This window comes from Coleofasciculus sp. (assembly GCF_046539235.1).
In the GTDB taxonomy this organism is placed as follows: Bacteria; Cyanobacteriota; Cyanobacteriia; order Cyanobacteriales; family Coleofasciculaceae; genus Coleofasciculus.
In genome coordinates this window covers 1-8266 of the sequence record NZ_JBKHHI010000302.1, presented here as the reverse complement: position 1 = coordinate 8266, position 8266 = coordinate 1, and the positions used below count along the sequence as shown (strand labels likewise).

The window sequence follows — 8266 nt, the reverse complement described above, 5'->3', positions numbered from 1 at the left end:
GTATGTTCCATTTACTGGCTCTAACTCCCACGGTTATACCCACAAGGGTAGCGTTAACGTGACCTCCTCCCCGTTTAAAATCATCACCCGCCCCGGTGCGGTGAAGCGGGGAAAAGAGTATGGATTTTTCCGCCGTCAATTGCACTTTGAAGTACCGGATAAATCGGGAGTCAGGAAGCGCAAAGGCGGAACGATTACCCCCTTTGGAGTGAGGATTGGTGATTTGGTAAGAGCAGAAAAAGCAGGGATTGTCTACATTGGCTACGTCAGCGGATTCACCGATACCGAGAGGAGCAAAAAGGTTTCCGTTTGCGACTACACCTGGAAGCGTATCGGGCAATTTGCTCCTAGTAAAGTTGAGTTAATCAGGAGAAATAATGGCTTATGCGTAGCGTGAAAAAGTTGGACGCCTCCATTCTTCCGGCATCCCGCTATCCCTCCCCACCCTACTATCGTTGAAGGTGGGGACTCCCGCGAACACGTTGAACGGGAGATAAACTATTCGGCATTTAAACCTTAATGTCAATAATGGCGAAATCCTTGGTGTGCGTTTAGCGAAGCCATGCCGCAGGCTTTAGCGAAGCCATGCCGCAGGCTTTGCATCTTGCTCGCTACCCATTCCCAATTTAAATGCATTACAGCTTACCAATTTTATGTTCCATCCAGTTGGCTAAACTTGATGAAAGCGAGGAACACTCTTGATGACTGCCACCCTGATTCAAAGTCCAGATCGCGTTGTTTTACCTAATATTAGCTGGCAAACGTATCAGTTGTTAATTAGGGATTTTGAACAAGAACCAGCTATCCGTCTGACCTATGATCGCGGGATGTTAGAAATCAGAATGCCCTTAGATCCTCATGAAACTTACAAAAAACTTCTAGGACGGTTGGTTGAAGCAGCGACTGAAGAACTTAATATTGAAATTCGCAGCCTGGGTTCACGTACTTGCGATCGCGCAGATTTAGCCAGAGGATTAGAACCCGATCAGTGCTACTACATCCAGAATGAAGCGCTGGTTCGAGGAGTCGCTCAAATTGACTTAAATCAATTTCCACCTCCTGATTTAGCCCTAGAAATTGATATTACCAGTAGCTCAATCAATCGCCTGTCGATTTATGCAATCCTGGGAGTACCAGAAGTCTGGCGTTACGACGGACAAACACTAACCATCCTGAGTTGGCAAAACGGCGAATACCTATCTCAAGACAGAAGTATCGCCTTACCTTTGCTAAATGCTGAGGATCTGGTTAGATTCTTAGCCTTAAGAAACACGATTGGAGAAACCAAATTAGTCAAACAATTTCGTCGATGGGTGAAAGACAGCATGGCTGAGGCTGAAAGCTAGCTTTTACTTTTCACCGCCACCCCAACCAGCGCAACACAGGAACCAGCAGATAATAACTAACGCCTAACCAAAATCCTATGGTAATACCGAGTAAACTAAAGAAACTAATGGTATTGATAAAATCTAACCAACCGCCATCAGAGAATGAAAAGATATGAACTAATACCTCCAACGGTAAGATATTGAACCGAACTAAGCCGGAAAATATCACACCCGTACCCGCTGCGGCTACGGCGGCATGAACCAGGTAATGACTGGGTAAACCTAATCCTAACACCAAGGGAATAACTGCAATAGCTGTGACTAAACCCAGTAACCGATCCGCGATCGCATAAGATAACGATACCTGCCAAAGATCCCATAATCCTACCAATCGTTCCTTGGGTAAAATCGACACCTGCCAAATAAACCAACCCACACCATACCCAAAAATCCCGGTTATCCCAGCAATAATCCGCCGTTTCTGTTGACCGAATCCTCCCGCCTCCGTTAATCCCCACGCTGTTCCTAAACCCGCACAAGCAAACATCAGGAGTTCCCGCCAGGGGATAATCTGAATTTCGGGAACGATGAGAGTCCATTGTCCACTCATCCAATCCGCAAAGCGATCGCCAACAATTGTCCGGTTAATCAAAGCAAACCCAGCGGAAGCGCCAAAGGCTGCACCCATTCCCGCCATAACCATTTCCCAGGTGGTATCTAAACAAGCCAGAACTATGCTGATAAAGACTCGCCACACCCAGCGCACTAAACTAACAATAATTTCAGCGCAGGTAATCAGAACTCGACTAGAAATCTCCTGTGCTGTTCCTGCGGCTTTAGCCAGCCTCTGAGATAATGAGGAAGACGATTTTCCTTTAAAATGGCAACTGACAACCAAACGCCGTTGAATCTCGGCGGCTTTAGTGGGTCGATGGTGGGGATCAAGGCGAATCATACTATCGAGTAAGTTAGCTAAACCCCGACGGACTTTAGTGCGATCGCGCCAGTGAAATTCACCCGTCGCCGGATCTTGTAACTCTGCTAAATCTTGACCCGTGAGTAATTGAATCATAGTACGCCCTAAGGCATAAAAATCAGCCCTTGGTCCGACCACATCCCCCGCAATCTGTTCAGGGGGACTATAACCCGGAGAAATTAAGCGGGTGGAACGATTCTCTGTCCCCACAGGGATCGCGCCAATTTGTTTCGCGCCGCCAAAATCAATCGCCACCAGTTGACCGGTTTCCTCGCGCACCATTAAGTTCGAGGGTTTAATATCCCGGTGAATAATTCCCAAATCATGTAACTCCTGGAGAATATCAGCCGCTTGGTACAGCCAATTCATAATCAACATTTCCGGACATCCCTGAGGATAATGGTTTAAGATCGCCTCCAGCGTCTGACCCTCTATTTTTTCCATGACCAGACAAGGGAGTACCCGATGTTGGCATGATCTCAGACTTACGGTAAAATAGCCATCGGACTCCACCTTAGGCATACCCGGATGGTTCAGACGTTGTAATACAGCTGCCTCTTGTTCAAATAGCTGCAACGCCTTGGGTGACGTTTCCACCAAAAGTTTCAATACTTTTTCGGTCTGATGCTGCTGATCCCAAACGGTGTAAATTGCCGCAAAACCCCCTAGACCCAACCGATGGAGAGGAACGTAGCGATTATTTAGCCGCAGCGGCGATCCACAACTGCTACAAAACTTAAAGTCCCCAGATTGAGGATAAGGACGGGGGCAGTTGGGATTAATACAATAGACCGACTCGATAAATGACTGATGCACGATCACCAGCGATAGACGATGCCTCTCGATTCTACACAGTGACATCCTCCTACACTAAATACTTGGCATTATAGTGTAGGCTTCCAAGCCTCACGACTTAGCTTTCCTGGTTTTTCCCCTTCGGCTACGGTCAGAGGGTTTCGCCACTTGCCTAGATTGAGTTGCCTCAATCCCCGGTAGTAGAGACGCGCCATGGCGCGTCTCTACTGGCAGTTTCCATTCCCGCAAGCCCTTGAGTCCGTTAGCATACATTAACCCATCTCCCTTGGTCGAGTAGGCGTCTCCCTTGTCCCGTAGAGTGGGTTAACTAACAGTAGGATACCCATCTCACCGGAACCCAGTATTTCTGTCTTAAGAAGGATATCACACCTGTTTAGGGAACATTTTTTTGACGAGAACAGTCCCAGATTGCCTGTTGGCTGAATTTTAATTCTTAACTAACTAAAACCAACTTTAATCCAATTTATGTAAAGCTTTCACAAATTATTGTTTAGTTGTAATATAAAGAATTTATGTGAATTTTTTTATTTTGATGAAATCAATAAAAAGTCATGTTATTAATTTAAATAGGCAAATCGATTGTGAAGTTTAGATGAGTCATAGTCGATTTCAGTGTGTATGCCGATCCTGGTGGTCAGCGATCGCGAATAGCCATCAAACGATGACTGCTTTCTGGAAACCAACTGACTACACCGATTAATTCAAAGTTATGCCACTAGACACCAACCTCGCTGGGATTGACAATACATCAATGATGAGCATGCAACATAATCACAATCTACCTCATCAAGACAATCCAGTAAAGCAAGCCGAACATCAAGAATTATTGGATTTAGTCCCTGATTCAGCGGCAACTCATGTCGCTGTAAACGATGGGTCATGGTTTGATCCAAATACATGGGAGCAAGGTCAAGTTCCTGGAACTGATGCTAAAGTCGTCATTTCTGAAGGTGTTCATGTCACCTACGACGCCGAGAGTGACACTCCTCTGAAAACCGTGCGTGTGGATGGAACATTGGAATTCGCCCACAACCGCAACACCAAAATCGTCGTAGACACATTCATCACATCACACACCAGTACCTTAACGATTGGTAGTGAAGCCAATCCGATTCAAGCCAACAAAACTGCCCGAATTGTCATTGCCGACAACGGACAAATTGATAGCAATTGGGACTCTACCCTGATTAGTCGCGGCGTTGTTACTCACGGTCAAGTGAGAATTCATGGTGCAGAGAAACTCGATTTTATATCGCTTCAAGAAGATGTCTCAGCCGGTGACAATGAACTGATGTTGAATCTGCCCGATGGTATGAATACACCGGCGGGCTGGCAAGTTGGGGATCAATTAGTCTTAGGTGGAACATCCTACAATCCCGACGGTTCTGATGACGATAACAGTCGGTTCCAAGATGAGGTGCTAACCATCACCGAAATTAACGGCAACCGGATCAAATTTACCAACAACGATATTACTTCTGGTGATAATACCGTACTCCGATTTGACCACCAGCGCCCCGAAGGATTTGAGGGCGAGGACTTAAACCTTTACATCGCCAACACCAGTCGCAACGTTATCTTTGAAACCGAAAACGCTGAAACCTTACCCACTCAGCAACGGGGTCATGTGATGTTCATGCACAACCCGGATGTTGAGGTACAAAACGCCGGATTTTACAACCTGGGACGGACGGATAAAAACAGATTGGCTGATGACCCAGGAGAAAATGTCGATGGTTCACCGGGTTCCGGAACCAATCCTCGTGGGCGATATGCATTGCATCTGCATCGCACTGGGGCTGAGGATATCAATAGCACACCCTCTTTAGTCAAAGGTAACGCCATTGTTGGCAGTCCGGGATGGGGAATTGTACATCATGACAGCCACGCCGTCTTGGAAGATAATGTGGTGTTCGATGTGGTCGGGTCTGGAATTGCCGCAGAAGCCGGAAATGAACTGGGTGCGTGGCGCAATAACATTACCATCAAAACCACAGGCGATGACAATCCCCAAGCCGACTTTGACGGTTCAGACCGCGTTCCCCTGTTTGATATGGGCTTTAACGGCGAGGGGTACTGGGTGCAAGGGGCTGCTCAAGTCGAAATGGTGGATAATATTGCCATTAGCGCTGCAGGCGGTGGGATTAATATCTTTAATGGCGTAGATGGAATCTCTAAGGTTAGAGAGGCTGACACGATTGCGGTTAAGAATATGTCACCAGAACTGCAACCCATCCTGTCTCAGGCGTCCTTTGATAATGACCCAGACACTCTCGATGTCACTAACGTACCCCTGCGTCGCCTATCCGGTTTCGAGAGTTATAACTCGGATATGGGGATAATCTTCTGGAACCATCAGCGGAATAATGATGGTCAGTTAGGTTTCCAGGGTCCAAGTCTCAAAGAAGCCCATGATGTTCGCTCATTAGTAGATAATTTCAAACTCTGGAATATCTATGGCGAGGGTATCTTCACTCAGTACAGCACGCAGATTGATTTTGTCGATGGGTTAATTGTGGGTGACACTGATAACCCAGTTCCCTTCAAAAGAGGTATAAATGGGGATGGTCGTGGGTATGGGATTGGTCTGAATCCGCTTTCTCAAGACCTTCTGTTCAAAGATATCCGGGTTGAGGGGTTTGAACATGGGGTGAAGCTTCCTTGGGAAGGTCCGAATGACGGGGGTGTGCCGTTTCTGGGGTCACGCATTGAAGACAGCCATTTGGCAAATAATACGCACAATCTATCCAAACAGAAAAGTTTTGGTGATTCGGAGACATTCCCCGATTACTTCGAGGTTGTTAACACCACCTTTGACGTGTCGCCGACGAACATCGCGCCGATAGCTGACTTCAACTATGAATCGGTTGGCAATCAAGGGGTGGTCTTGTTTGATGCCAGTGCGTCCTTCGACAGTGACCCACCGGATACATTAGACCAGACCAATGAGGCGATCGCAAGTTACGGTTGGGATTTTGATAATGATGGGACTATAGATGAATTTGGTCGCCAAGTCAATCACCAATTTGACCCAACGGGTTCTCACAATGTCAGCCTGACGGTTTGGGATAGCCAAGGCGCAACCACTACTTTAACTCAACAGATTCAGGTAAACCCAACCGCCTATACCAACCTAATTCTCGATAGCGACTTCAGCGATTCGGGTGAATTTGGGGGACCAAACTGGGGTATTGACCATAAACGAAATGGTCAAGGTTGGCAAGGAACGGGTTGGTCGCGTAATTCCAACATTGGTGATGGGGGTGCAGCGGTTTTCGATGCAGACTCGCGGGGAACCGGATTAGGACAAATTTTTCTGGACAACAACCTGCGTCGGGGTCAGCAAACCTTAAGCTTGGATATCAAGAATACAGAAGGAGATGACCGAGCCAACGAGATTACCGTGCGCCTCTGGGGAGTTGAGGGAGAATTTGACGGGGGGATTGGTTCTGATGGACCGACTCAAGTGGGAGCGATTCCGATGAACCGAACCCTGTTACTCGAAGAAACAGTCGGCGGTTCTACCTTTGACTGGACGAACGTTGAGTGGGATGTAGACTTTGGCGATGGCTATCAGTTTGTTGTCTTCAGCGTTAATGCTGACAAGAAGACTTCCGATAGTGATTTCATTGCCGTTGACAATGTGGTTCTGGATAGTCCGGTGATTAACCCTCCTCCCAGCAATGGTAACGGTACAGGGTTAAAAGCCGAATACTATAATAACCGCGATTTTACCGACTTAGCCCTAACTCGCACTGATGAAACCGTGGACTTTAAGTGGGGTTCAGGTTCACCCGATGCGGCGATAGATTCCGATACCTACTCGGTACGCTGGACAGGTTCAGTCGCCCCCCTCCACTCAGAAACCTACGAATTTTTCACAAATTCTGATGATGGTGTACGCCTATGGGTAGATGACCAACTACTGATTGACAATTGGACAAATCACGCCGCTACAGAAAATAGCGGTACAATTGACCTGCAAGCTGGTCAACAGTATGACATCCGCATGGACTACTACGAAAACTTTGGCAAATCGGTAGCACAATTGTTGTGGTCAAGTGAGAGTCAAGGTAAGGAGATTATTCCGGAATCTCAGCTTTATTCCCCTGCTGTTGATACGGCGATTCTAGATGTTAGTAGTAACAGTAAGGAGATTATTGGGGAATCTCAGCGTTCTTCTCCTACTGTTGCTGCTGCGAGTCCAGATGTTAGTGGTAACGGTACAGGTTTAACTGCCGAATACTACAATAACCGCGATTTTACCGACTTAGCCCTAACTCGCACTGATGAAACCGTGGACTTTAAGTGGGGTTCAGGTTCACCCGATGCGGCGATAGATTCCGATACCTACTCGGTACGCTGGACAGGGTTTGTGGAACCGCTTTATTCCGAAACCTATCAGTTCAAAACCTCTTCTGATGATGGGGTGCGATTGTGGGTAAATGACCAGCTACTGGTTGATAATTGGACAGACCATGCGGTTAAAGATAATCGTGGCACGATTGACCTAGAGGCGGGACAACAGTACGAAATTCGCATGGATTACTATGAAAACCGAGGAAAATCGGTAGCAAAACTGGCTTGGTCTAGTGAGAGTCAATCGGAGGAGATTATCCCTCAACGTCAGCTTTATGCGGCTAATTCCAGTGATTTTTCGACCAATGAAATGATGCAAAATACTGCTAATTCTTTGACAACGGTTGCGTCGGGAGGTGACGAACTTTTAGGCGATACAGGTGTTGAAGCTTTCGACAATGGTGGACATTCGCATCTGCTTCTAACTGAAGAAAATGGCAGTCAGAAAAATTTTGATCCTGCAACTGTAGAACTGACTTTAGCTAGTTACCAAGAAGTATCAGACTCGGTTACTGCTAGTGAAGTGACGCCGATTAATCTGACGAACAGCATCGGTATCGGAGATCCTTTCACGAATGAGACTGTTGAATCTCTGATTGAAATGCCTCAAGCTGAACTGCTGACGGTTCCAACGCTTGTGTAATATCAGATTGGTTAAGTTTAGACGATGAGGGTGATATAGTAATCGCCATAGCGGTTAGGACGCATCTTATGGTAGAGACGTTGCATGCAACGTCTCTACAACAGTTTGTTTGTCCTAATCGATATGTCTACTGCTAGAATAGGG

The 8266-nt window shown here is 46.7% G+C and carries 4 protein-coding genes and 1 pseudogene; 3 read left to right on the top strand and 2 right to left on the bottom strand.

Annotation, left to right across the window (positions count from 1 at the left end; all coding sequences use genetic code 11):
* Together ACLFWI_RS22000 and ACLFWI_RS21995 are read left to right on the top strand one after the other, a co-directional pair.
* Positions 1-397, top strand: a pseudogene (locus ACLFWI_RS22000) (RRXRR domain-containing protein); the annotation flags it as partial.
* 304 nt (positions 398-701) lie between these two features.
* The gene (locus ACLFWI_RS21995; RefSeq protein WP_446414690.1) at positions 702-1346 is read left to right on the top strand and encodes a Uma2 family endonuclease; all 645 of its coding nucleotides are present in this window, start codon (positions 702-704) and stop codon (positions 1344-1346) included.
* Between the two features lie 10 nt (positions 1347-1356).
* Here the strand turns inward: ACLFWI_RS21995 and ACLFWI_RS21990 are convergent, their stop codons facing one another.
* Together ACLFWI_RS21990 and ACLFWI_RS21985 are read right to left on the bottom strand one after the other, a co-directional pair.
* Positions 1357-3165: a serine/threonine protein kinase gene (locus ACLFWI_RS21990; RefSeq protein ID WP_446414689.1), complete on the bottom strand. Its 1809-nt coding sequence runs from the start codon at positions 3163-3165 to the stop codon at positions 1357-1359.
* Between the two features lie 23 nt (positions 3166-3188).
* Positions 3189-3314, bottom strand: a complete 126-nt coding sequence (locus ACLFWI_RS21985; protein WP_446414688.1) for a hypothetical protein — start codon at positions 3312-3314, stop codon at positions 3189-3191.
* 557 nt (positions 3315-3871) lie between these two features.
* Between ACLFWI_RS21985 and ACLFWI_RS21980 the strand changes: the two genes are divergently transcribed.
* Positions 3872-8122: a PA14 domain-containing protein gene (locus tag ACLFWI_RS21980; protein ID WP_446414687.1), complete on the top strand. Its 4251-nt coding sequence runs from the start codon at positions 3872-3874 to the stop codon at positions 8120-8122.
* The last annotated feature ends 144 nt before the right edge of the window (positions 8123-8266 follow it).